Raw genomic sequence first — 18,019 nt, 5'->3', positions numbered from 1 at the left:
CCCGGCTACTGTGCATGGGGTTGTTTTGAAGAGAAAGCAAAACGCCCGTCCGCATCACGCGAACGGGCGCTTCGCAAATCTCAACCGATCAGAGATCAGTAATAGCGGCGCAGCACGCGGTGACCGCCATAATAGCGCGGCGCATGGCGGTGGGCGTAGCCGTAGCGGTGAGCATGGCCGTAGTGAACGCGCGGCAGATAGCCGTAGCGGGGACCGTAGCCGTAGCGATAGGGACGGAAGTACGGGCGGCGATAGGGATAAGCGGCCGGCGGCGCGACCGCAGCGGCACGATAGCCATAGCCATAGCCGTAATTGGCGGGCGCGACGACCGCGTCCTCGCGATAGGTCGGGTACGGCGCGAAGGCGCCCGGACCGGTATAGGTCGGACCCTGGTTGACGTAATAATACTGCGTGGTCGGCTCGGCGAGACGCTCATAGGCGCCGTAGCCGTAGCCATAGCCATAACCATATCCGCCGCATCCGGTGTTGCAGCCGGTATAGACCGGCGCCACCGGCGCGCATGTGGTGAAACCGCAGGCCGCGGCCGGCGCGGTGGCGGCGAACATCACGGCAGTTGCCGCGACCAGTCCCGAAATCATTTGACGCATTACTCTCTCCTGTTGATTTCCGTTTTTGGTTTTCACGTTTCTCAACCCGGCGGCCTGCCGGGTATCTCTGTGCGCGGCCGCGGCCGCGGGGGCCGAGGACGGTCGTTGATCTCGGGCGCGTAGATCACCGGCGGCGGATCGACGGGCGGATCCATCTGCGCCGGCAGCGGCGCGGACGAGGCACCCCAGCTCTGGTGGTAGCTCTCGGCGGGCTTGGGCAATTTGCGGTTCGCCGGCGGCTCGACCTCGAGCCGGCCGTAGCCTGGCCGCAGGCCCAGCGTCGGATAATAATGGCCGACGTTATCGGGCTGCCGCTCGGCGATATAGCGTCCGCCATAGATCGTGGGCTGCACCTGCTGGCCCTTGCCGAGGCCCCAGGTGCCCTCGACGACGGCATAGGACGCATCGATGTTGTTGATGATTACAGGCACGCCGGGACGGCCGGGAACGACGATCTCGAAGCCGGCTGCAAACGCGGTTGCAGGCAGTCCGATCAGAAAGGCGGCGAGCGCCACGGCACGCATGAGGAGACCCCGGTTATCCGGGCGCAACCTAACCGATCGCGACGCAGAGAGAGTTAAGGCCTGCTCACCAAATTCCGGTAAGCCTAACGTGCAAGGATTGCGCGCCGCTCAAATGCTGCACGGCGAGCTAGCGAAGCGTTAACGGCGCGGAACCGCGCGGCTGGAACAACGCATGCTGCTCACATCGGTTTGACGGCTCGCCTCCGAAAAATCCCAAGGTTGCATCGGAACGTCCTGCGCCGTCAGCGTTTAGCTCCTGTCCACAAAATGGGAGCGAACAACCATGACCATCAAGCTTCTCGGGGCCACGGCGATCGCAGCGACCATGCTGGCAGGCTCTGCCATGGCGCAGACCGTCGTCACCAATCAGGGCCGCTGCTCGGCGCAATTCCCGAACGCCAATTGCCAGACCTTCGGACCGGGACAGGCCACCACCGAGAGCGGCTATCGCCATCGCCGCGCGGCCTATCGTCAGGCCAACCGCGACTGGAATAACGACTGGAACAGGAGCCCCACCGGCTTCTGGCCGACCGACGTTGCGGCGGGCGCTGTCGGGACGGCGGCCGGCGTCGCCGGCGCCGCGATCGGCACCGCCGGTGCGATTGCCACCGCACCATTCCGCGGCTGGGACAATTCCTACGCCTACGACAATTCGTGGGACCGTGGCTGGGACAATCGTAGCTGGGACAGGCGCACCTATGCCCAGCGCAACGGTTTCGTCTGTACGCCCGGCACTTACTTCAAGGGCGCAGACGGCCGCCGGCAGCTCTGCCAGTAAGCCGGCTTGAGCCGAACGCGACACATCGGGCGGCCCGCGCGGCCGCCCGCTTCACGTCCTGCGACGACGACCTCCCGGTTCTGGCACTTTCCGATCAAGTCTGGTATTGCGGCGCGCACGGGTAGACGGCCCCGGCGCGAGCCGAGCTCTGCCCTGCCTCTTGAGGCATGCCGGCTTAGCTCAGCGGTAGAGCAGCGGTTTTGTAAACCGAAGGTCGGGGGTTCAATCCCCTCAGCCGGCACCAGCTTCTGACGCGCAACTGTTCTCCGGCAATCCATCCATCCGCCAGAGGCCGAGGCTCTTGTCGCGCCAGCCGCCATTGCCCTCCTCGCAACGCTCGTTGATCAGCGCCTGCGGTGCCGGCCAGCCGAACGGCGGCTTCTCCATGTTGAGCGCGCGCCAGTCGCCATCCTCGCAATCGTGATTGTCTTGCCACTCCGGAAAGGTCGTGACGAGCAGGAAGCGCGCGCCGCTCATCCGAAATTGCGCGAGCGCGCGATAGATGTTCGCAAAGCTCAGATGCACCAGGCAATCCCGGCAGAGAATGACGTCGGCGTGCGGCAGCGCATCGCGCGTAATGTCAGCGACGAGAAACCGACCGGACGAACCGTCGGCTGCGACACGCCGGCGGTTTGCATCGATCAGCGACGGTACGATGTCGATGCCGGTGTAATCGACATCGAGCTTGAGCTGGCCGATCCAACCTGCATCGCCGCAGGGCGCATCGAGCAGCGAGCGAACGCCGAGCCGTAGCAGCAATGCAGGCAGCGCCTCCTGGATTGCGGCTGTGGCGACATCCTCCGAGCCGAGGCCGGACACCGAAGTGGCCGCGCCCCAGAGGTTGGTCCGCTCGATCCGCGCGAACCGCGCGGCGAGATCCAGCCCTGAGAAATTGTCACGGTCGGCAACGAAGCCTTCGTGCGCAAGCACGGGAGGACGATCGGCGGTCATTGGGCGAGCCTTTTGCGGCGCGGGTACAACTATACAATCCCGCCGAACTGTTCGAAATTGCCTGGCAGCGAACCTACGCGCGCCATTCGTCTCGTCGAGACCATGCGCTCCACCACGCCCAAAGAGAAGGCCAAGATAGTCGCCGGCGCGGTGACGGCCGTCGTCACGACGGCCATGCTGTTCGTGCTCGCGCTCGGCGTGGTGCTGGCGCCCTAGGCGAGCTCCCGTTTTCGCATCGAAAATCGCCGGCCCGGAACCGGCTCCGGCGCCAGCCGTTGTCAGCGCATGCGGATCCGGGAAGAAAACCGAAACATGATTCTGCTGGCGACGGTGACGCTGTGCTGTATCGCCGTGGCCGGGACGTTGGCGCTGTTCGAGCCGGCGCCTGTACGGACGCCCGATAAGCTGGTCGCCGATAGGGCCGTGATCGAGCCCACTCCGCGCACGCCAGCTCAGATCCCGGTTCGGGTGGTCGGCGCGCCGTTCGAGCCCAACGTCAATCCGCGCGAGCGGTAGCGCTCACCTCGACGAGGTCTTGCTTACCTCGGCGAGGCCTTGGCGCCCTCCTCGGGTCGGCCGTGGACACGCGCCAATTCCTCGACAAACGCGATCACCTCCGCCCGCTTGTCGGGCGGCAGCGTCAGGAACGCGCGGATGAGCCTCAGGCCCTCCGCCTCGTTCGGTCTTTCTTTCGATGCATCCATCTGCCCAGTGTCGGGCTACCGGGAAAAATATGCAACCCTTGCAAACAGCCTTGATTCGAAGCAGCCGCTTTGCTGGAATACGCGCGGCTGAGGTGGATCATGAAATGGATCAGGGAGCGCGACGCACTGATCGCGCAGACGCTGGCTTTCGTCCAATCGGTGACCGGCAGGAAGGATGATATCCTTCAGCCGGAGGCGCCCGCATCTGGCCCGGCCGTCGCGATGGAGATCGTCACCGTGGAGGCGGTCACCGTCGAGATCGAACCGCCGCAAGCCCCCCTTCCGCCGCGGCCCGCGCCTCTGCCGACGCGGACGAGCGGCGAATTCCGTGCCGAGATGCAGGCCCGCATCGCCAATTTCCGCAAGCACCAGGAGCGCTTCGAGCGCGAACGTGAGGAATATTGTGCGGCGACCCTGACCAAATTGCGTGCAGCCATCCGCGACGCCTCAGGTCCGCCGGCCGAATAAGGCCCGGCCAGGGCCCTACAGCCAGGACCCTACAACCACGACCAGACCAGCCAGAGATTGGCCGCGCAGGCGCCGAACAGCGCCAGCGTGAGCGGCAGGAGCATGTGCCCGCAGGATGTGTTCAGGTCGCTCGTCATGGCCGAAAACATCCGCTGATTCCGGCCGAAGAGTCCCAGGGATTCTTTTTTCCGGGATTCAGGACTCGTTAAGGACTCAAGGGCCGTCCACGACGATCACGGGCGCGTGATCGGGCGGGTGGCCGGAACCCTCCCCCCGTAAGCTCGTTAACGGGCATTCCTGGAGTCGGGATGCATGCCCTACGCCCTCTTCTGCAATGACGCCCAAATCAGCAAGTCCTATCCGAGCGAGGCCGACGTCTGGAAGCTCGCCGAGCGGAGTGGTCTCGTCGTGGACGTGACGGCGGACGACGAGCGGCCGGGACCGCGCCGGGTGCTCGACAATGATTACAAGATCGAGCCGTGCCAGGCGGCTCAAGGCGAGGACCCCGCCAAGAACAAGGCGGAGGCCGATCGGCAGTCCAGAATGGAGCTCGAGCTGAATTCCTGAGTTCCGGCACGGAGCCGGAGCGAAAGCTCAGGGGGTGGCCGCCACAAGCGAGGCTTGCTCGCCCGGCATCGTTACGCAGGCCTTGCGGCGGTGCAGCCCGCGGATGGCGCCGGTGACCTTCATGACCTTGCCCGACGGACATGAAGCGTCCTTGACGAAGGCAACTTCGTACGGTGCCAACATCAGAGGCTCGGATCTGAGGATTGTCTGTGCAGAGCACGGCAGGCAGCCGAAGAACGAGAGCACCACTGCCGACACCAAGATACGCATGTCCGTCGTCCCACCTGCCCGGTAATTGTCATATAACGCGTTCCGGAGCGCGAGTTCCGTAAACCGCAAAAATTATTTTTGCTTTACGCCAGCCCCATGACGCGCGTGAGAAGGCGCGCCAGCATCGTTTGCAAGCAAATGACGCGCCAAATGGTTCACGGAATGCAAAGAAAGCAGGCGCCGGAGGCGGCAGGCCGGCAAACGAAAGGCCGGCGGAGCCGGCCTTTGTCAGGTCTTGGATGTTCAGGTCTTGGATGTTCAGGTCTTGGATCTTCAGGTCTTGGATCTTCAGATCTTGGGTCGGCGCTGACGTCAGTACCGCGAGGCGGCCGGGCCGCCCCAGCCGAAGCGATAGTTCACCCCGGCCTTGACGGTATGCTCGTCCTCCCGGCCACGAACGCCGACGATGTCAGCCGGGCCGGAGGTGAAGGTCGTGCTGCCGAAATTGTAATATTGATACTCGGCCTTGGCCGACCAGTTCGGCGCGAACATGTATTCGAGGCCGGCGCCGACCGTATAGCCGTCCTTGTTGTTGCCGGTGGTGGTGAAGGCCTGCGGCACCCCGGCGATGTTCACGCCAAGGCCGTTATTCCGCCAGGCATAACCGCCCTTGGCGTAAAGCAGCGTCGGTCCCCAGGTGTAACCGATGCGACCGGTCACCGACCCGATCTGGTCGGTGTTGGATGTCACCTGCGTGCCCAGCGGGAAGATGGCGCCATTGTTGTTGGTCGGCAGCCAGGAATACTGGGCCTCGATACCCACCACCCAGTTGGGCGCGAACTGGTAGTCGAAGCCGCCCTGCACGCCGCCCAGGAAACGCGCGTCGCTCGACTGGAAGCTGTTGTCGCCGGCAAACGCGCCGCCGAGATGGCCACCGATATAGAAACCGGTCCAGTTATAGATCACCTGCGGCGGCGTGACCGGAGCCTTGGTATAGGCGCGCGGCTGCATGTCGGCCGCTGCGGCCGGCGCAACCAGCGCCAGCAGAGCTGCTGCACCCAGCAAGATCGACTTCATGATCATCCCCGTTCTTTCATTACGACACTCGGGAAACAACGTGGCGTGAATTGGGTTGCTTCGCGGCAATGCCGGAACGTTGATCGTTCGTGACTGTGACGGCGTGGCAACAACACGAATTTGTTCCGTCAATTCGGCTGCGCAAGGCCGCCGCCACGATTTGTCGCAAGACGAAACCACCCCGTTCAAAGCTCGCCGAAATGTGATCCAGCGGCTCCGGCTCCTTCTGTCTAACACCGGGCGATAAAGGCTGCCTTTGCGCTACCGCGTCATCTTTTCCAGTTCCGGAAACGGTGCGTAAACCGCACCGGCGCAGAGATCGCTGGTCTGGTCGACCACGCGGTCCGCCCGGCCGTTGACGAAGATCACGGCCCGCTCGCGCATGCCCTTGTAGCTCCCATCCGTCTCGCGCGGGGTGAAGTGCAGGCAGCTCACATAGAACTGCCGGCCGCCGACCTCGCGCTGTACCGGCTCGGCCATGGCGGCATTGCGCACGCCGACCGGATTGTTGAGGTAGGCCCGCATCAACGCCACCGTGTCGTTCCGGAAATTGTCGGGAAACGGCTGCGGCCCGCCGGCCTGGGTCCCGCCCATGAAAGTCGGACGGTCACTGTCGCTGCCGAAACATGCCGCAAGCGCCAGCGGCAACGCCAGGATCACCGCACATCTCGCCAATCGCCCCACAGGCCCCGCTCTCCGCTCGAACAGATCAGGAGACGTTCTAGCCCCAAGCCGGGATGAAGGGAATTCGCTTGCAGCGGCGCAAACAGCGCACCGGCCAGCCGCCGACATCTCGGGCTTCCGCCCGAGGCGTGGCAACGGGCCGGGCCTGACGTCCGCGCGCGGCGGCGGGCAATGCCAGGGATGCCGCCGCGCGCGATCAGTCGTCAGTTGCGCTTGTCAGACGTCGCGGGCTTGGTCACATCCGGCTGCGCCTTCTGCGACTCCTTGGCCGTGACCTGCTTGTCGTGATGGCGATGCTTGCTCACGCTCTTGTGCTGGTCGGTGGTGACCGCGGCATTGGCGTCCATTGCCTTCGACTTGCCATCCACCTTGGCGTCCGTCTTGACATCGGAAGCCTTCGCGTCCGTCGTCTTCACGTCCGTCTTGGCGTCCGTCTTGGCGTCGGTCTTGGCGTCGGCCTTGACGCCGGCTTCCGGTTTTGCGGCAGCGGTCGCCGCCTTGGTCTGGCTCTGGTCGGCCTTGATCACCGGCGCGGCTGTGGTGGTCTTGCCGGCCTCGGCGGCGAACGCCGGGGCTGCGATCACGGAGGTTGCGAGCAAAGCTGCAGAAATGGTCTTCAACATGGTGGTCTCCTCTTGGAAGGATCATCAGGCGGCGCCCTCTCGCCCCCATCGATCGTGGGAAGGAACATAAGCGGGGTGCACTGAACCCAATCTGAAGCCCCTTGCAGGCTTCCGTTCATCTCGATGACACGTTTGTCATCCACGGCCGGGCGAATAGATCGTGCGACGCGGGAATGTTTTTGCCCGAGAGGTGTTCCGGTCTTCGGGCAATCGTGTAGGATCGCCACGTTCCATACCGGAGAACTTAGATGCGCAAACTCTCAATGCTCGTTGTGCCGGGACTCGTCGCTATGACACTGGCGGCCGCGCCGGTGCTGTCCAGCGCGTATGCCGCCGCCGGCGACGACCCTTCGTCGCCGCCGAAATCGGACACCTCGACCAAGAAGGGCAAGAAGAAGAGCTCTTCCGTCAGCGACCCCAAATTCCTCGCGGCCTACCGCACCGCCTACGCCGCGATCTACGACAAGCACGATTACAGGGGCGCGATCGACCAGCTGAAGTCGCTCAAGCGCAACGACGTCGCGGACGTCGCCAACCTGATCGGCTACTCCTATCGCAAGCTCGGCGACTACCAGTCGTCGAAGGCCTATTATGAGCTGGCGCTGAAGGACGATCCGAACCACGTCCGCACCTGGCAATATTACGGCCTCTGGCAGCTCGAGCAGGGCAACCGCGAGCAGGCGCAATACCACCTCGACAAGATCGCCTCGCTCGCCGGCACCGGCAGCTCGGAATATCGCTCGCTGGCCGAAGCGCTCGACAAGCCGACCGGCGCGACGCTCGTCTACTGAAGGCATAGACTGGAGACATCGCATCTCCGAACGACGCAAACGGGCACAACCTTTCAGGTTGTGCCCGTTCTGCTTTCTCGGCTAGCCTTTCGCACCGACCTCCCTCGCAAACCGGTAGCGCAATGGACACGTGGCTGCGATCCGCGATCGACTACATCGGCTCCTGGATCGAATACCAGCTGACGACGATCCAGCAGCCGGGCGTCATCGTGGCTTTCGCCCATCGCGGCGAGGTCGTCGCCGAGCATGCGTTCGGCCTCGCCAATCTCGACACCGGCGAGAAGCTCACCCCGCGCCATCGCTTCCGCATCGCCTCGCACTCCAAGAGCTTCACCTCGGCCGGCATCATGAAGCTGCGCGAGCGGGGCAAGCTCCGGCTCGACGACCATGTCGGCCGATATGTCGGCGGCCTCGATCCGCGCGTCGCCGAGACCACGATCGCGCAAGTGCTATCGCACAGCGCGGGGCTGACGCGCGACGGCGCCGATTCCGGCCAGTTCATCGACAGCCGCCCCTATCTCGATGCCAAGGAGCTGCTTGCAGAATTGAAGCTGCCGACCGCGATCGACCCCGGCACACGCTTCAAATATTCCAATCACGGCTTTGGCCTGCTCGGCCTCGTGATCGAAGCTGTTGCGAAGGAGCCCTACTCCGTCTGGATCAAGCGCGAGATCATTGCGCCGGCCGGCCTGCGCGAGACCGAACCGGACGCACCGCTTCCCAAGGGCGCAGCCTTCGCGCGCGGCCACACGCGAAGAGTGCCGTTTGGCGAGCGCTGCGTGATCCCCGGCGACAATCCCGCACATGCAATGGCATCTGCCGCAGGCTTCGTCGCCACCTCCGCCGACACCGCACGCTTCTTCGCGCAGCTGGCGCCCAACGCGAAGGAGAGCGTGCTGTCGGTCGCGAGCCGCCGTGAGATGACGCGAAATCATTGGCGCATCCCGCAGAGCGTCGAGGCCTATTACGGCTTGGGAGTCAATGCCGGCAAGACCGACGGCTGGGACTGGTTCGGCCATGGCGGCGGTTTCCAGGGCTATATCTCGCGGACCTGCTCCATTCCCGCTTGCGAGCTTGCAATCAGCATCCTCAGCAACTCGATCGACGGCGCGGCGCCGTTCTGGATGGACGGCGCGATGCAGATCCTGCGCGTCTTCCAGACCCGCGGCGCCCCCGACCGGCGCGTGCGCGACTGGACCGGGCGCTGGTGGACGATCTGGGGTGCGACCGATCTCGTCCCCGCCGGCGACCGCGTGCTCGTCGCCAACCCGCAGTTCAACAACCCGTTCATGGATGCCGCCGAAATCGAAGTGACCGGCCGCGACACCGGCAAGCTCGCCTGGGCTGCCGGCTATTCCAGCCACGGCGAGCCGGTGCGCCGGGTCCGTGACAAGCGCGGCAAGGTCAGCGACATCTGGATTGCCGGCGCGAACGTGAAGCCAAAAAAAGTCGTCGCACGCGAGATCGCGCGCCGGTATCCGCCGCGCAAGCGCCGGCCTACTCCCGAATGAGCGCCTCGACCTCGCTTCGGAACGCCTGCCGCGATCCGTCGCGCGAATAGAACATGTGGCCGCCGGGATAGACCACGAACTTCACGCGCTGCGTCACGAAGGCCGGTAACTGGTCGAGCACCCGCCTCGTTGCGAAATAGGGCGTGGCGAGATCGAACAGGCCGTGCGTGACCAGCACGTTCAGCTTCGCATCGGTGGCGAGGATCTGGCGCAGCTCGGAGACCGATTGCGGCGGGTTGATGCCGCGGCCGAAATCCCATTGCCCTTCGACAGCACCGTTCAGGACTTCATATGAGCCGCCGGGCCGCCAGTTGAGCTTGCGCGAGAGCACGTCGACCGCGGCGCTCGTCAGCGGTGCCTGGAGCGCATCGCCGGAGGGATCGCCGAAGCGCGAGCTGCTCGAGTCCGGATAGGGATCGAAGCCGCGCACCGAGGCATCGTAGCGTCCGGTCACCTTGCCGTTCTTGCGGTCGAATTCGCGGCGGAATTCACCGACGTCGAAGCGGCCGGCGAGGCGGCGGCTCACCGCCTGGTCGATGCCGGTGAGTTCGGCGACCTTGTCGGCCAGACGCGTCGTTGCCTCCTTGTCCGCCTCGCCCCTGACGAGATCGGTCAGGAATTCGCCGCGCGCGTAAGCCTCGACGTCGGCGAGGTCGGCGCGCTTGACCGGACGTTTGGCTTCGCGCGCCACCGCGACATAGCTCGGCAAGGTCGCGACATATTGCAGGAGGCTCGTGCCGGTGAACTCGCGGAAATCCAGGAGCGGCGAGACCAGGATCAAGCCCCTGACGCCGACGCCGTGCTGGAGCTGCAACTGGCGCAAGACCTTGGGGCCGCGAATGCCGCCATAGCTTTCGCCGGCGACGTATTTCGGCGAAGTCAGCCGCTCGTGCTTTTCGAGCCAGCGGCGGATCACGAGCGCGATCGAGTTGGCGTCGCCATCGACGGAGTAGAACGATTTGCGGGCATCCTCGCCGCTCGCCACGAAGCGGCTGTAGCCGGTGCTGACGGGGTCGATGAAGACGAGATCGGTGAAGTCGAGCCAGGTCTCCGCGTTCGGCTTCACCTCGGGCGAGGCCGACGGCGACAGGGCCTCGCCATCGAGCGGCAACCGCCACGGCCCGGCCGCGCCGAACTGAAGCCAGGCCGAGGACGCACCGGGCCCGCCGTTGAACAGGAACGTCACCGGACGCGTGGCGCGCTCGGCACCGTCGAGCTGGTAGGACGTATAGGCGATGTCGGCCAACGGCTCGCCTTTGCCATCGAACACGCGGATCGACCCGGCGGTGGCCGTGAAGTTGAGGGTCCGGCCGGGCAGATCGAGCGTCTGTTTCGTGGTCGAATCCGGCGGCAGACGGTGCGGCTCGGCCGCGGACGACGACGTCTGCGGCGCGCCTTGTGCGCCACCGCCGCGGCCCCCCTTCTGTCCGGCCGGCGCGGCCGCCTCGGAGCGCGGCTGCGGCGCATCATCTGCGTGTGCAAGGCCGACGAACGCGAAAGCCGACACCGCCAACACCAGGCCCGCACGGCGGAGCGCCGGCAAAGTCGTGACCATGATCGTCCTCCGTGTCCGGCCGTGATCGCCGGCAGTCAGAAAGGTAGCGCCAAATTGCGACGGTTTGGGGAATCATTGGCAGTGCGAACCCTGAAGCGGCCGGCCGGGTTCAAATTGCCCGGTTCGGTGCTTAAGTCCGGTTGGATCGTCCCCGTTAGCTTTGGTGGGCGGTCATCCTCGACAATACGGGCCTACCTCGTATAGACGAGCCCGGCGGAACCTTCCTCGACCCAGCGGCCCTGCCGAGAAGCCATGACCAAGCCTGCGCGATACGACCGGATCGCCTTCGTCGCCAGCCCGAGCAACGAGGCGCAAGCCGCCTTTGGCCAGCTGACCAGGGATTATGGCAATTGCGATCCCGATGAGGCCGACGTAGTCGTCGCACTCGGCGGCGATGGGCTGATGCTGCAGACGCTGCACCACCATATGCGCACGGGAAAGCCGATCTACGGCATGCACCGCGGCACGGTCGGCTTCCTGATGAACGAGTACTCGACGCATGATCTGCGCCAACGGCTCGAGACGGCGCATGAATCCGAGATCAATCCGCTCCTGATGCGCGCGACCGACGTCAACGACCGCGTTCACCTGCACCACGCCATCAACGAGGTCTACTTATTCCGCCAGACCTCCCAGGCGGCGCGCTTGCGGATACTTATCGACGAGCGCGAACGCATGCCGGAGCTGATCGCCGATGGCATTATCGTCGCGACGCCGGCAGGCTCGACGGCCTATAACCTCTCCGCCCAGGGACCCATCCTCCCAATCAACGCCGCCCTGCTGGCGCTGACGCCAATCAGCGCCTTCCGGCCGCGGCGCTGGCGCGGCGCCCTCCTGCCCAATACCGCCTATGTCGTGATCGAGGTGCTGGAAGACGACAAGCGCCCCGTCGCAGCGGTCGCCGACCACGAGGAGGTGCGCAGGGTCCGGCGCGTCGAAGTGCTTTCGGACAAGAGCATCTCGATGCGGATGCTGTTCGACCCTGGCCACAGCCTGGAAGAGCGCATCCTGCGGGAGCAGTTCGGCTACTGAGTGTCCTGCCGCCCCAACCCTGGCCGCAACCCTTCGTTAACTCCCGGCACGATATGGTTAACGAAGGTTGACCCGCTTTTGGCCCGGGCGTCATGTTCCGTATCGACTTCAACAAGCTGCGCTTCCTCGTCTGCGACGACAATCCGCACATGCGCCGCATCCTGCGGACGCTGCTGCATTCGTTCGGCGCGCGCGAGGTCTATGAGGCCGAGGACGGCGCCACGGCGCTCGAAATGTACAGCCATTACGTGCCCGACATCGTCATCACCGACTGGGCCATGCCGATCTTCGACGGGCTCGAGCTCGCGCAGATGATCCGGCAGCCGGAATCCAAGGGCAATCCCTACGCACCGATCATCATGCTGACCGGACATTCGGAGAAACGTCGCGTCACGGTCGCGCGCGATGCCGGCGTCACCGAATTTCTGGCCAAGCCGATCTCGGCCAAGGGGCTCTATCAGCGTATCCTCAACGTCGTCGCCAATCCCCGCCCCTTCATCAAGACCAAGACCTATTTCGGCCCCGACCGGCGCCGCAACACCAACTCCGCCTATATGGGCCCGGAGCGCCGCGTCGGCGAAAAGCACGAGGTGCTGCAGCAGCCCTCGCTGCTCGACAAGGCCCGCTCCACCATCTAGCGCAACCGCTTCAGACGAGGCAGGCATCATGGCGAAGAACAGCGCAAAGGACATCGAGGTCAAGGCCTTCGCCACGCACCAGGTCATCACGCAGCCCAATCCGCTGCGCAAGGTCCTGCGCCGCGTCGAAGAAAAAGACCTCGACGACCCGGTCGCCCGCGCCGAGCAGGCGCTCGCGAGCCTCTCCGGCGAGTTCAAGGACTGGATGGCGATCGAGGCCCAGCGACTGTACGCCGCCTGGACGGCCGTGCAGAACGACGGCTTCACGAAGAAACTGCGCGACGAGCTGTTTCACGCCGCGCATGACATCAAGGGGGATGCGGCGACATTCGGCTTTCCTTCAGCCGCAGGCATCGCCGAAAGCCTGTGCCGCGTCATCGAGCACGCGCCTGACCTGGAAAAGGTGCCGGCCGAGCTGTTCACGCACCACATCAACGCCATTCTCGCCATCGTGCACGAGAACACCAGGCTGGACAGGATCAGCGTCTCGGCCGAGCTCAGCCACCGCCTGCGCAAGGTCGCCGATGATTATCTTGCCTACGTCAACCGCGACCGCCCCGAGCATCTCGAGGTGATCCTGGCGCCGAGCATCGCGCCGGCGGAATAAGGCCGAACTCTCTCCTCTCGTCATTGCGAGCGCAGCGAAGCAATCCAGACTGTCCCCGCGGAGGGATTCTCGATTGCTTCGCTGCGCTCGCAATGACGGAGCCTGTCTCTCTTCCGGCCCGCCTTGTCGCGAGCTTCGAACTACGCCGCAATCAGATCGTCATAGAGCGGATCGACCACATCATCCGCGACAATCTCGTCGCAGAACAGCCGTGCCTCTTCGCGCGCGGATTCAGTGGCGAAGCGGCGCAGCAGGACCATCAGCGGCTCGGTGGCGCCGCGATCGGACTCGCAATGGGTGAGCACGCGCTCGACCATGCGCCGGCGCAGCCGCGCCGCGCCGTCGTCGCTATCGACGAAGCCCTGCTCGTGGCAGGCATCGAGCGCGACCTGGAACGCCGCAAACGTCGCCTCCGGAAGCCCGGCGCGACGGAGCAGCGCGTGCACGCTGTTGCCGCCGCGCTCGTGCAGCAGCGCCGAGACGCGCGCCAGCGGCAGATCGGCGAGTTCGGCGAGTGCCGCGTCGAACAAGTCCAGATTGCCCGACAGCAATGCGCGCAGGATCAGGCCCGCGGTCAGCTGGCCGGTGATGCGCAAATGCCGGACCAGGCCCTGCATGTCATCGCCGCGCGAGCGCGCCGCGATGTTCATGGTGGAGCGGTCGCGCGCCTCGATGGTGATGCGGTCGGCGCGGTCGGCGCTCAGCCAGTTCCGCGCCACGACGAATTGCGCCAGCGTCTCGGAGAGCTTTGCCACCAGCGCAGCACGCGTTGCAGCCGGCAGATCCTCCAGCACCAGCATCGCCTCGCGGATCGCGGCTAGATGGCCATGACGCTCGACGATCCGGTCCCAGGAGAACGGGGCGAGCTCGGCATGGGGATTCTCGATCAGCTCCAGCGCGGCAGCCGCGCAGCCGACTTCGGCGATCGCGGCGCACACCGACACCGGCAATGCGATGCGGCGCGCGACTGCGCATTGCACCTCCTCGCCGCCGGTCGCGACGATGTCGACGAGATCGGCGTCGATCAAGAGCGGGGAATGTTCGAGCACCGGCAGCGCGACCGTCGGCTGATCGGCCGACAGCGCCCGCACGATTGCGGCCGGCGCATCGAGGCTGCGGGCAAAAGCTTCAGCCATCGCCTGCCGCACCAGCGGCGAGGCATCGTCAAGCAGCATCAGAAGCGCGCCTTCGGCGGCGATGCGATCGTCTGCAGAAAGGTCCGAGATCAGCCAGGCCCGGGCCAGCGCCCGTGTTGCCTCGGCCCGCTCGCCTGCGGGTGCCGTCCTGATCCAATGAATGAACTGCCGAACAATCATGCTGCTTCCGGCTTACACAACAGACGAAAAACGATGACGCTCGTCACCTGCAACACAAAATAAACCACGACGCTTAACAAAGCGTTCACCATAACTGGCTGGTTTTATTGATGATTTGTTAAGGGAACAAAGCCGCCACGCGCGGCACACGCGACGAGCTCTCGCTGATCCTCCGTCATTGCGAGCGCAGCGAAGCAATCCAGGACTGTATCCGCGGAGAGATTCTGGATTGCTTCGCTGCGCTCGCAATGACGGTGTTGACGCAGCTGCGCACACAGTCTCGATCTTGTGCACGGACGTAACGCGGCGTCCGGAGCAAGAGCGAAGCTAGCTCGAGAACGTGCCGCTGCGATCACTGAAGAGATCGAGCGGTTGCGGCGGCCGCACGTCCGGCGTCGCCGCTGCGACCGAGGTGAGCGAGGCATTGTTGCCCCATAGTTTCTGCACCGTGGTCGAGACCGGCTGCGTGGCATCGCCGGGTTGATAGATCGAACGAAACACCGGCGTGCCCGTCGGACTGTCCGCGACATGTGTCGACGACGTCGCGCTGACGGGCGTCACTGTGCGGGCATTCGGGAAGGTCTGGAGATAGGCGGCGTTGTCCACGACAGGCGCAGTGGGCACCACTGCATTGGCACTCGCGACCTGCGTGGTCGAAGGCGTGGCGCCATACATCGCCATCGCGCTGCGGGTTACCTTTGAATTGGCCGCGCTGGCATAGCGGCTGTCCAGGACCGAATAGACCTCGGAGACGCTGCGGGCGCGGCCGTCCTTGGCGTAGAAGATCGGGCGGTTGGCGGCCGCCGCGTTGGGAAACAGCCGCGCGCCGACGGCTTGCGGATTGTCCTCGGCATTGGCGATCAATTTCGCCGCGCCGCGGACGCCCATGAAATGGGCCATGTAGAGTTCGCTGTCGCTCGGCCTGCGCCCGAGCAGGCCGGTGAGCTTGAAGCTGTTCGACTGCGTCAGCGCCGCGGCCATGGCGGAAGCGGCTTCGGGATCGTCGCGCAGCTTCATGATCGACCGCTTCTTGACGGGATCGTCGACGGTGTAGGTCCCCGATGACGTCCTGGTGATGGCGTCGGCGTAGCTGCCATAGCCGAGCTGGGTACCCGCTTCCTTCACCGTGCCGAGCCAGGTCTGGTCGATGAACTGGTAGAGCCCCTGCGCGGACGAGGTGGTGGCGGCGGCCGTCGGATTGAAGTCCGATTCCATTTTGGCCGTGGTCAGCATGTACTGGAAGCTGACGCCTGTGACGTTCGAGGCCTGCTTGATCGCACCGGCGACACGCGCGCGCGACGGATCAAGGCCGGCCGTCTGCGTGGCACTGAAACTGTCGATCGACATGGTGGAGGGCCCGCCCCGCGCGGCGCTGAGCGACGCCGGCAATTCGGCGCCCATCGTCTCACCGTGGGACAGGTATGGTTAAGGCGGGGTTAACTGACGCTCCGCGTCATTCCGGGGCATGCGACAGCGCGAATCCGGAATGACAGGCTGCTACTTCCTGTAAACGTCGTTCGGATCGAACAGCCGGTCCGCCTCAGTGAAGACCAATCTTGCTCCCCCACCCTCGGCCTCGACCTTGCGGTAGAAGCACGACCGCCGGCCGGTATGGCAGGCCGCGCCGATCTGCTCGATGCGGATCCAGACCGCATCCTGATCGCAATCGGTGCGCATCTCGACCACGCGCTGGGTCTGACCCGACGTCTCACCTTTTCGCCACAAGGCATTGCGCGAGCGGCTGAAATACCAGGCTTCGCCGGTCGCAATGGTCTTGCGCAGCGCCTCCTCGTTCATGTGCGCGACCATCAGCACGTCGCCGGTGGCGACGTCGGTGGCGACGACCGTCACGAGGCCAGCGGCATCAAATCTGGGCAGGAAGGCGAGGCCCTCCTCGGTCTCATGGGAATGAGCGGACACAGCAACTCTCGCCGGTTTGTCGCGAGGTCAGCGCGTCGTGCCTCGCACCAGGGACAGGAAACGGGCCTGCTCCGCCGGATTGTCGCGGAACATGCCGGTGAAGCGGCTGGTGAAAGTAGAGGCGCCATGCTTGGCGACGCCGCGCACCGACATGCAGGTATGCTCGGCCTCGATCAGCACGGCAACGCCGCGAGGCTTGAGGACCTCGTCGATCGCGGCGGCGATCTGCGCGGTCAGGTGCTCCTGGGTCTGGAGCCGGCGGGCGAAAATGTCGGTCAGGCGGGCCAGCTTGGACAGGCCGACGACGCGCTCCACCGGCGTATAGGCGATGTGCGCCTTGCCGTAGAACGGCATCATGTGGTGCTCGCATTGCGAGGTGAACTCGATGTCGCGCACCAGGACGAAATCGTCATAGCCCGCCGTCTCGCCGAAGGTGCGGTCGAGCACCTCGGCCGGGCACTGGTGGTAGCCCTGATAGAGCTCGTCGAAAGCCTCGACGACGCGGCGCGGCGTGTCGAGCAGGCCCTCGCGCTCGGTGTTCTCGCCGATATAGGCGAGCAGCGTCTTCACCGCCGCTTCCGCCTCGGCGCGCGCGGGACGCGGCTGGTCGGCGCGGACGGCGGCCGCGAGGAATTCGGCAGGATCAAGCTCGGCCGGGCGGTTCTCGGGCTGCCGGTCGGAGGGCTTACCCGGGCGGATGGATTTGATTGCAGCGTCCATATCTTCTCCGTTCGACGGCCTAACGGCCGGAGTGTCACCGGCAGACGGGGCGGCCAAGCCGCCGGACGCCTGAACAGAACAGTTTCGGTGCAAAAGTCCCAAGGTCACAAAGCCGGCAGCGCAGATCTGGATCACCGCCACCGCTCCGCTGGACTGTTTTTCCACCAGTTCCGCCCCTATATAGGACCGTGGGCGGCGCCCGCCAAGGCCGATCCGGCTTGGAAGCGGGTGTGGACGCGTTGGACTCCATCACATGCTGAACGACATTTACAACAAGCGGATCATCGAGCTGGCCGGGAATATTCCGCGGCTCGGACGGTTGGCGGACCCCGATGCCTCCGCCACCGCCCATTCCAAGCTGTGCGGCTCGACCGTGAAGGTCGATCTTAAGATGAACGGGGATACCGTCACCGACTTCGCCCATGACGTGAAGGCCTGCGCTTTGGGCCAGGCCTCTTCATCCATCATGGCAAGTCACGTGGTCGGCTCGACTGCGAGCGAACTCCGTGAGTTACGCGAAACCGTTCGCAAGATGCTGAAGGAGAATGGTGCGCCTCCTCAAGGAAAATGGGAGGAGATCAAGTTCCTCGAGCCGGTCCGCGACTACAAGGCGCGCCATGCCTCGACGCTTCTCACCTTCGATGCCGTGGTTGATGCCATCGGCCAGATCGAGGCCAGAACCAAGCAGCCGGCCGCAGCGCAAGGCTGACCCCCTCTCCGTCATTCCGGGCGAAC

At 64.9% G+C, this 18,019-nt stretch carries 24 protein-coding genes and 1 tRNA gene; 12 read left to right on the top strand and 13 right to left on the bottom strand.

The features are described 5' to 3' along the window. Positions 1-95: 95 nt before the first annotated feature. Positions 96-608 carry a hypothetical protein gene (locus I6F28_RS10425; protein ID WP_225139850.1) on the bottom strand — a complete coding sequence of 171 codons (513 nt, stop codon included), beginning with the start codon at positions 606-608 and terminating at the stop codon, positions 96-98. A gap of 41 nt (positions 609-649) precedes the next feature. Further along, entirely contained in the window at positions 650-1,132 is a 483-nt protein-coding gene (locus I6F28_RS10420; protein ID WP_109143325.1) for a hypothetical protein, read from the bottom strand. A gap of 283 nt (positions 1,133-1,415) precedes the next feature. On the opposite strand from I6F28_RS10420, the gene I6F28_RS10415 reads away from it, so the two are divergent. After that, complete coding sequence (locus tag I6F28_RS10415) at positions 1,416-1,910, top strand: hypothetical protein (RefSeq protein ID WP_225132628.1); 495 nt, start codon at positions 1,416-1,418, stop codon at positions 1,908-1,910. 169 nt (positions 1,911-2,079) lie between these two features. Further along, positions 2,080-2,154: transfer RNA gene (locus tag I6F28_RS10410), tRNA-Thr, on the top strand. Here I6F28_RS10410 and I6F28_RS10405 read toward each other — a convergent pair. After that, positions 2,142-2,861: a class I SAM-dependent methyltransferase gene (locus tag I6F28_RS10405; RefSeq protein ID WP_225139849.1), complete on the bottom strand. Its 720-nt coding sequence runs from the start codon at positions 2,859-2,861 to the stop codon at positions 2,142-2,144. The two genes, I6F28_RS10410 and I6F28_RS10405, sit on opposite strands and share 13 nt — an antisense overlap. A 57-nt stretch (positions 2,862-2,918) precedes the next feature. Here I6F28_RS10405 and I6F28_RS10400 point away from each other — a divergent pair, with 57 nt between their 5' ends. Together I6F28_RS10400 and I6F28_RS10395 are read left to right on the top strand one after the other, a co-directional pair. Beyond that, positions 2,919-3,077, top strand: coding sequence for a hypothetical protein (locus I6F28_RS10400; RefSeq protein ID WP_225139848.1), 159 nt, complete (start codon positions 2,919-2,921; stop codon positions 3,075-3,077). A 96-nt stretch (positions 3,078-3,173) separates the two neighbouring features. Beyond that, entirely contained in the window at positions 3,174-3,377 is a 204-nt protein-coding gene (locus I6F28_RS10395; RefSeq protein WP_225139847.1) for a hypothetical protein, read from the top strand. Between the two features lie 23 nt (positions 3,378-3,400). Here I6F28_RS10395 and I6F28_RS10390 read toward each other — a convergent pair whose 3' ends face one another. Further along, a complete protein-coding gene (locus tag I6F28_RS10390) occupies positions 3,401-3,565 on the bottom strand; it encodes a hypothetical protein (protein ID WP_167361680.1) in 165 nt (54 codons plus the stop codon). A 99-nt stretch (positions 3,566-3,664) separates the two neighbouring features. Here I6F28_RS10390 and I6F28_RS10385 point away from each other — a divergent pair, with 99 nt between their 5' ends. Beyond that, positions 3,665-4,033, top strand: coding sequence for a hypothetical protein (locus I6F28_RS10385; RefSeq protein WP_225139846.1), 369 nt, complete (start codon positions 3,665-3,667; stop codon positions 4,031-4,033). A gap of 312 nt (positions 4,034-4,345) precedes the next feature. Continuing rightward, complete coding sequence (locus I6F28_RS10380) at positions 4,346-4,600, top strand: hypothetical protein (protein WP_036010552.1); 255 nt, start codon at positions 4,346-4,348, stop codon at positions 4,598-4,600. A 27-nt stretch (positions 4,601-4,627) separates the two neighbouring features. On the opposite strand, the gene I6F28_RS10375 is transcribed toward I6F28_RS10380, so the two are convergent. The 4 genes from I6F28_RS10375 to I6F28_RS10360 form a co-directional block, all read right to left on the bottom strand. Next, positions 4,628-4,870 (bottom strand): DUF6719 family protein, encoded by a 243-nt coding sequence (locus I6F28_RS10375; RefSeq protein ID WP_036010549.1) that lies wholly within the window; start codon positions 4,868-4,870, stop codon positions 4,628-4,630. Between the two features lie 312 nt (positions 4,871-5,182). Continuing rightward, positions 5,183-5,887, bottom strand: a complete 705-nt coding sequence (locus tag I6F28_RS10370; protein ID WP_036010580.1) for an outer membrane protein — start codon at positions 5,885-5,887, stop codon at positions 5,183-5,185. A 261-nt stretch (positions 5,888-6,148) separates the two neighbouring features. Then, on the bottom strand, positions 6,149-6,544 hold the full coding sequence (locus tag I6F28_RS10365; protein WP_036010577.1) for a hypothetical protein: 396 nt from the start codon (positions 6,542-6,544) through the stop codon (positions 6,149-6,151). Positions 6,545-6,774: 230 nt separating this feature from the next. Further along, positions 6,775-7,194, bottom strand: a complete 420-nt coding sequence (locus I6F28_RS10360) for a His-rich protein BRANT (RefSeq protein WP_225139845.1) — start codon at positions 7,192-7,194, stop codon at positions 6,775-6,777. A 248-nt stretch (positions 7,195-7,442) separates the two neighbouring features. On the opposite strand from I6F28_RS10360, the gene I6F28_RS10355 reads away from it, so the two are divergent. Then, positions 7,443-7,985 (top strand): tetratricopeptide repeat protein, encoded by a 543-nt coding sequence (locus tag I6F28_RS10355; RefSeq protein ID WP_036010542.1) that lies wholly within the window; start codon positions 7,443-7,445, stop codon positions 7,983-7,985. Positions 7,986-8,107: 122 nt separating this feature from the next. Beyond that, positions 8,108-9,496: a serine hydrolase domain-containing protein gene (locus tag I6F28_RS10350; protein WP_225139844.1), complete on the top strand. Its 1,389-nt coding sequence runs from the start codon at positions 8,108-8,110 to the stop codon at positions 9,494-9,496. Here the strand turns inward: I6F28_RS10350 and I6F28_RS10345 are convergent. Beyond that, the gene (locus I6F28_RS10345; RefSeq protein ID WP_225139843.1) at positions 9,483-11,051 is read right to left on the bottom strand and encodes a S10 family peptidase; all 1,569 of its coding nucleotides are present in this window, start codon (positions 11,049-11,051) and stop codon (positions 9,483-9,485) included. The two genes, I6F28_RS10350 and I6F28_RS10345, sit on opposite strands and share 14 nt — an antisense overlap. 252 nt (positions 11,052-11,303) lie before the next feature. Here I6F28_RS10345 and I6F28_RS10340 point away from each other — a divergent pair, with 252 nt between their 5' ends. The 3 genes from I6F28_RS10340 to I6F28_RS10330 all read left to right on the top strand — a co-directional run bounded on the left by I6F28_RS10340 (position 11,304) and on the right by I6F28_RS10330 (position 13,328). Then, a complete protein-coding gene (locus tag I6F28_RS10340; protein ID WP_036010536.1) occupies positions 11,304-12,083 on the top strand; it encodes an NAD kinase in 780 nt (259 codons plus the stop codon). A gap of 92 nt (positions 12,084-12,175) precedes the next feature. Continuing rightward, entirely contained in the window at positions 12,176-12,721 is a 546-nt protein-coding gene (locus tag I6F28_RS10335) for a response regulator (RefSeq protein WP_011088265.1), read from the top strand. 28 nt (positions 12,722-12,749) lie between these two features. Then, on the top strand, positions 12,750-13,328 hold the full coding sequence (locus tag I6F28_RS10330) for an Hpt domain-containing protein (protein ID WP_225139842.1): 579 nt from the start codon (positions 12,750-12,752) through the stop codon (positions 13,326-13,328). 140 nt (positions 13,329-13,468) lie between these two features. Here the strand turns inward: I6F28_RS10330 and I6F28_RS10325 are convergent, their stop codons facing one another. From I6F28_RS10325 to folE, 4 genes are all read right to left on the bottom strand, one after another. After that, the gene (locus I6F28_RS10325) at positions 13,469-14,644 is read right to left on the bottom strand and encodes a DUF2336 domain-containing protein (RefSeq protein ID WP_057029588.1); all 1,176 of its coding nucleotides are present in this window, start codon (positions 14,642-14,644) and stop codon (positions 13,469-13,471) included. A 327-nt stretch (positions 14,645-14,971) separates the two neighbouring features. After that, positions 14,972-16,045, bottom strand: a complete 1,074-nt coding sequence (locus tag I6F28_RS10320; protein WP_225139841.1) for a transglycosylase SLT domain-containing protein — start codon at positions 16,043-16,045, stop codon at positions 14,972-14,974. A 96-nt stretch (positions 16,046-16,141) separates the two neighbouring features. After that, positions 16,142-16,564, bottom strand: a complete 423-nt coding sequence (gene hisI, locus I6F28_RS10315) for a phosphoribosyl-AMP cyclohydrolase (protein ID WP_225139840.1) — start codon at positions 16,562-16,564, stop codon at positions 16,142-16,144. A gap of 27 nt (positions 16,565-16,591) precedes the next feature. Then, the gene (gene folE / locus I6F28_RS10310; RefSeq protein WP_036027718.1) at positions 16,592-17,284 is read right to left on the bottom strand and encodes a GTP cyclohydrolase I FolE; all 693 of its coding nucleotides are present in this window, start codon (positions 17,282-17,284) and stop codon (positions 16,592-16,594) included. 253 nt (positions 17,285-17,537) lie between these two features. Here folE and I6F28_RS10305 point away from each other — a divergent pair, with 253 nt between their 5' ends. Beyond that, the gene (locus tag I6F28_RS10305; protein WP_036044037.1) at positions 17,538-17,993 is read left to right on the top strand and encodes an iron-sulfur cluster assembly scaffold protein; all 456 of its coding nucleotides are present in this window, start codon (positions 17,538-17,540) and stop codon (positions 17,991-17,993) included. Positions 17,994-18,019 lie beyond the last annotated feature (26 nt).

Source organism: Bradyrhizobium sp. NBAIM14, assembly GCF_020193895.1.
Taxonomy (GTDB): Bacteria; Pseudomonadota; Alphaproteobacteria; order Rhizobiales; family Xanthobacteraceae; genus Bradyrhizobium; species Bradyrhizobium yuanmingense.
The sequence above is the reverse complement of the archived record's forward strand: the minus strand, read 5'-3'. Positions and strand labels throughout refer to the sequence as shown.

Excerpts from the sequence above, each read along its gene's own strand:
- I6F28_RS10425 (WP_225139850.1), bottom strand. The coding sequence starts at position 608 with ATGCGTCAAATGATTTCGGGACTGGTCGCGGCAACTGCCGTGATGTTC.
- I6F28_RS10420 (WP_109143325.1), bottom strand. The coding sequence starts at position 1,132 with ATGCGTGCCGTGGCGCTCGCCGCCTTTCTGATCGGACTGCCTGCAACC.
- I6F28_RS10415 (WP_225132628.1), top strand. The coding sequence starts at position 1,416 with ATGACCATCAAGCTTCTCGGGGCCACGGCGATCGCAGCGACCATGCTG.
- I6F28_RS10405 (WP_225139849.1), bottom strand. The coding sequence starts at position 2,861 with ATGACCGCCGATCGTCCTCCCGTGCTTGCGCACGAAGGCTTCGTTGCC.
- I6F28_RS10395 (WP_225139847.1), top strand. The coding sequence starts at position 3,174 with ATGATTCTGCTGGCGACGGTGACGCTGTGCTGTATCGCCGTGGCCGGG.
- I6F28_RS10390 (WP_167361680.1), bottom strand. The coding sequence starts at position 3,565 with ATGGATGCATCGAAAGAAAGACCGAACGAGGCGGAGGGCCTGAGGCTC.
- I6F28_RS10385 (WP_225139846.1), top strand. The coding sequence starts at position 3,665 with ATGAAATGGATCAGGGAGCGCGACGCACTGATCGCGCAGACGCTGGCT.
- I6F28_RS10380 (WP_036010552.1), top strand. The coding sequence starts at position 4,346 with ATGCCCTACGCCCTCTTCTGCAATGACGCCCAAATCAGCAAGTCCTAT.
- I6F28_RS10375 (WP_036010549.1), bottom strand. The coding sequence starts at position 4,870 with ATGCGTATCTTGGTGTCGGCAGTGGTGCTCTCGTTCTTCGGCTGCCTG.
- I6F28_RS10370 (WP_036010580.1), bottom strand. The coding sequence starts at position 5,887 with ATGAAGTCGATCTTGCTGGGTGCAGCAGCTCTGCTGGCGCTGGTTGCG.
- I6F28_RS10360 (WP_225139845.1), bottom strand. The coding sequence starts at position 7,194 with ATGTTGAAGACCATTTCTGCAGCTTTGCTCGCAACCTCCGTGATCGCA.
- I6F28_RS10355 (WP_036010542.1), top strand. The coding sequence starts at position 7,443 with ATGCGCAAACTCTCAATGCTCGTTGTGCCGGGACTCGTCGCTATGACA.
- I6F28_RS10350 (WP_225139844.1), top strand. The coding sequence starts at position 8,108 with ATGGACACGTGGCTGCGATCCGCGATCGACTACATCGGCTCCTGGATC.
- I6F28_RS10345 (WP_225139843.1), bottom strand. The coding sequence starts at position 11,051 with ATGGTCACGACTTTGCCGGCGCTCCGCCGTGCGGGCCTGGTGTTGGCG.
- I6F28_RS10340 (WP_036010536.1), top strand. The coding sequence starts at position 11,304 with ATGACCAAGCCTGCGCGATACGACCGGATCGCCTTCGTCGCCAGCCCG.
- I6F28_RS10335 (WP_011088265.1), top strand. The coding sequence starts at position 12,176 with ATGTTCCGTATCGACTTCAACAAGCTGCGCTTCCTCGTCTGCGACGAC.
- I6F28_RS10330 (WP_225139842.1), top strand. The coding sequence starts at position 12,750 with ATGGCGAAGAACAGCGCAAAGGACATCGAGGTCAAGGCCTTCGCCACG.
- I6F28_RS10325 (WP_057029588.1), bottom strand. The coding sequence starts at position 14,644 with ATGATTGTTCGGCAGTTCATTCATTGGATCAGGACGGCACCCGCAGGC.
- I6F28_RS10320 (WP_225139841.1), bottom strand. The coding sequence starts at position 16,045 with ATGGGCGCCGAATTGCCGGCGTCGCTCAGCGCCGCGCGGGGCGGGCCC.
- folE (WP_036027718.1), bottom strand. The coding sequence starts at position 17,284 with ATGGACGCTGCAATCAAATCCATCCGCCCGGGTAAGCCCTCCGACCGG.
- I6F28_RS10305 (WP_036044037.1), top strand. The coding sequence starts at position 17,538 with ATGCTGAACGACATTTACAACAAGCGGATCATCGAGCTGGCCGGGAAT.